Origin of the sequence: Streptomyces inhibens (genome assembly GCF_003389455.1) — a bacterium.
GTDB classification, from domain to species: Bacteria; Actinomycetota; Actinomycetes; order Streptomycetales; family Streptomycetaceae; genus Streptomyces; species Streptomyces inhibens.
The window spans coordinates 1-2,303 of sequence record NZ_QUAC01000312.1; the positions used below are offsets into that span (position 1 = coordinate 1).

3 protein-coding genes are annotated in these 2,303 nt (G+C 72.8%); all 3 read left to right on the forward strand.

The window, feature by feature from the left end; translation table 11 throughout:
• Positions 1–580 precede the first annotated feature (580 nt).
• Entirely contained in the window at positions 581–982 is a 402-nt protein-coding gene (locus tag DY245_RS33665) for an NADH-quinone oxidoreductase subunit A (RefSeq protein ID WP_128510943.1), read from the forward strand.
• Positions 973–1,617, forward strand: a complete 645-nt coding sequence (locus DY245_RS33670; RefSeq protein ID WP_128510944.1) for an NADH-quinone oxidoreductase subunit B — start codon at positions 973–975, stop codon at positions 1,615–1,617. The genes DY245_RS33665 and DY245_RS33670 overlap by 10 nt, the downstream gene beginning before the upstream one ends.
• Positions 1,614–2,303, forward strand: a 690-nt coding sequence (locus DY245_RS33675) for an NADH-quinone oxidoreductase subunit C (protein ID WP_147318393.1), incomplete at its 3' end; no start/stop codon positions are given. The genes DY245_RS33670 and DY245_RS33675, both read left to right, overlap by 4 nt.

Sequence of the window (2,303 nt, forward strand, 5' to 3'; positions counted from 1 at the left end):
CCCAGCACCCACCCCAACCGGCCCCTCAGCGGCACTACGCACCCCAGCCCGCCCCCCAAGCCACCCCCCGGGCCCCCTCGCAGCCCCAGGCCTACGCTCAGCCCCAACCCCAGCCGTACGCCCAGCCCCAGCCGCACCCCCAGTCGCAGTCCCCGGTACCGCCGCACATGCCGGCCGGGCCGGTCGCGCCCGCGATGCCGCCCCAGGCGCCGGCCCCTACGGCCTCACCGGCCCCTACGGCCTCACCGGCCCCCGCAGCCCCGCCCGCCCCCGACAACCGGAGCCCCTTCGACGGCGGCCCGATCCGCTGATCCACCCCCTCGCGGCGGCTCCCCTGGCACCCTCCCTGCCACCTCCCCCGTCGGCTCACGCCAGCCCCGCCGGTCCGCCCTGTGAGACGGCTCCTGAGACAATCGGGCACGACGTCTACGCTGCCGCCCGCCCAGGTAGGGCGAAGTAGGGACAAGCTCACCGTCGGCGACGACGCGGCCGCTCAGGCAGCTCGGGCAGGGCCTAGACTCCCGTCCGTACAGATCGTCGAAGTCGTTGAACAAGCGCAGTCAGGGAGCGAGGGGCGGACGTGCCGGACGCGACCGTACGCACCACCGTCGCCGCGGACTATTTCCAGGGCTACTCGGTCGTCGGGATCATCGCCGTGATCGGTGTGCTCTTCGTCGCCGTGGCCTTCGGTGCCGGGCGGCTGCTGCGGCCTGTGGTGCCGACGCCCGAGAAGCTGCTGACGTACGAGTGCGGCGTGGACCCGGTCGGCGAGGGCTGGGCGCACACCCAGGTCCGCTACTACGTCTACGCGTTCCTCTACGTCATCTTCGCCGTCGACTCGATCTTCCTGTTCCCCTGGGCGACGATCTTCGCCGCCCCCGGTTTCGGCGGCGTGACGCTGGTGGAGATGTTCATCTTCCTCGGCTTCCTCGCCGTCGGCCTGCTCTACGCATGGAAGAAGGGCGTCCTGGAATGGACGTGACCCCCGTCTCCAACAGCTCGGCAGCCGCGTCCGAGGGCGCCGCCCCCGAGTTCCTGCCGGAGCCGCGGCGCCTGGGCAGTCTCGCCCGGCTCGCGCCCGAACCGATGAAGGTGGTCCTGAACTGGGGCCGCCGCTACAGCCTGTGGGTCTTCAACTTCGGCCTGGCCTGCTGCGCCATCGAGTTCATCGCCGCGTCCATGGCGCGCCACGACTTCATCCGGCTCGGCGTGATCCCGTTCGCGCCCGGCCCCCGCCAGGCCGACCTGATGGTCGTCTCCGGCACCGTCACCGACAAGATGGCGCCCGCGGTCAAGCGGCTCTACGAGCAGATGCCCGAGCCGAAGTACGTCATCTCCTTCGGGGCCTGCTCCAACTGCGGTGGCCCGTACTGGGACTCGTACTCGGTCACCAAGGGCGTCGACCAGATCATTCCGGTGGATGTGTACGTACCGGGCTGCCCGCCGCGTCCCGAGGCGCTGCTGCAGGGCATTCTCAAGCTCCAGGAGAAGATCGCACGCGAGTCGCTGGGGGAGCGGTACGCCCAGGGCGGCGCCGCCCGGCCTTCGGCGGCCGCGCTGCGCAGCGGCCTGGTGACGCCGCCCGCGCCGAAGACGGCGGGGGAGGAGCCCCGATGAGCGAGCAGCCCGAACAGCCCGAGCAGCCGGCTCCCGAGCCGGTCGTCGGCTGGCTGCCGCGCCCCGCGAGCGAGATCTTCGGTACGGGTGCCACGGCGGAGCTGGCGTACGACCTGCTGACCGTCGACGTCCCCGCCGACAGCTGGCTCGCCGCGCTGACCGCCGCCCGCGACGACCTCGGCTGCACCTATTTCGACTGGCTGAGCGCCGTCGACGAGCCCGGCACCGGCTTCCGTATCTGCGCGCACCTCGTGGAGGTGGCGCGCCCCGGCACCGTCCACCGGCTGATCGTCCGTACGACCGTGCCGCACGATGCGGCCGCGCTGCCCACCGCCGTGGGTGTGTACGCGGGCGCCGGCTGGCACGAGCGCGAGACCCACGAGATGTTCGGCGTCGACTTCACCGGCCACCCGAACCTCGTACCGCTGCTGCTCCCGGAGAGCTTCGAGGGCCACCCGCTGCGCAAGGACTTCGTCCTGGCGGCACGCGTCGCCAAGGCGTGGCCGGGGGCCAAGGAGCCGGGCGAATCCGAGCACGGTGGGCCCAAGCGCCGTCAGATGCTGCCCCCGGGCGTCCCGGACCCGAATGAGTGGGGTCCGCTGAAGGGGCAGCTGCCGCCTGCGCCGGCGCGTCCGGCGCGGGGTGCGCGTGCGGCGGGTGGTGCGCGTGCGGCGGCGGGTGCCGCG

What these genes read in the sequence shown, in the direction of transcription:
- DY245_RS33670 (WP_128510944.1), top strand. Translation starts at nt 973, where the DNA reads ATGGACGTGACCCCCGTCTCCAACAGCTCGGCAGCCGCGTCCGAGGGC.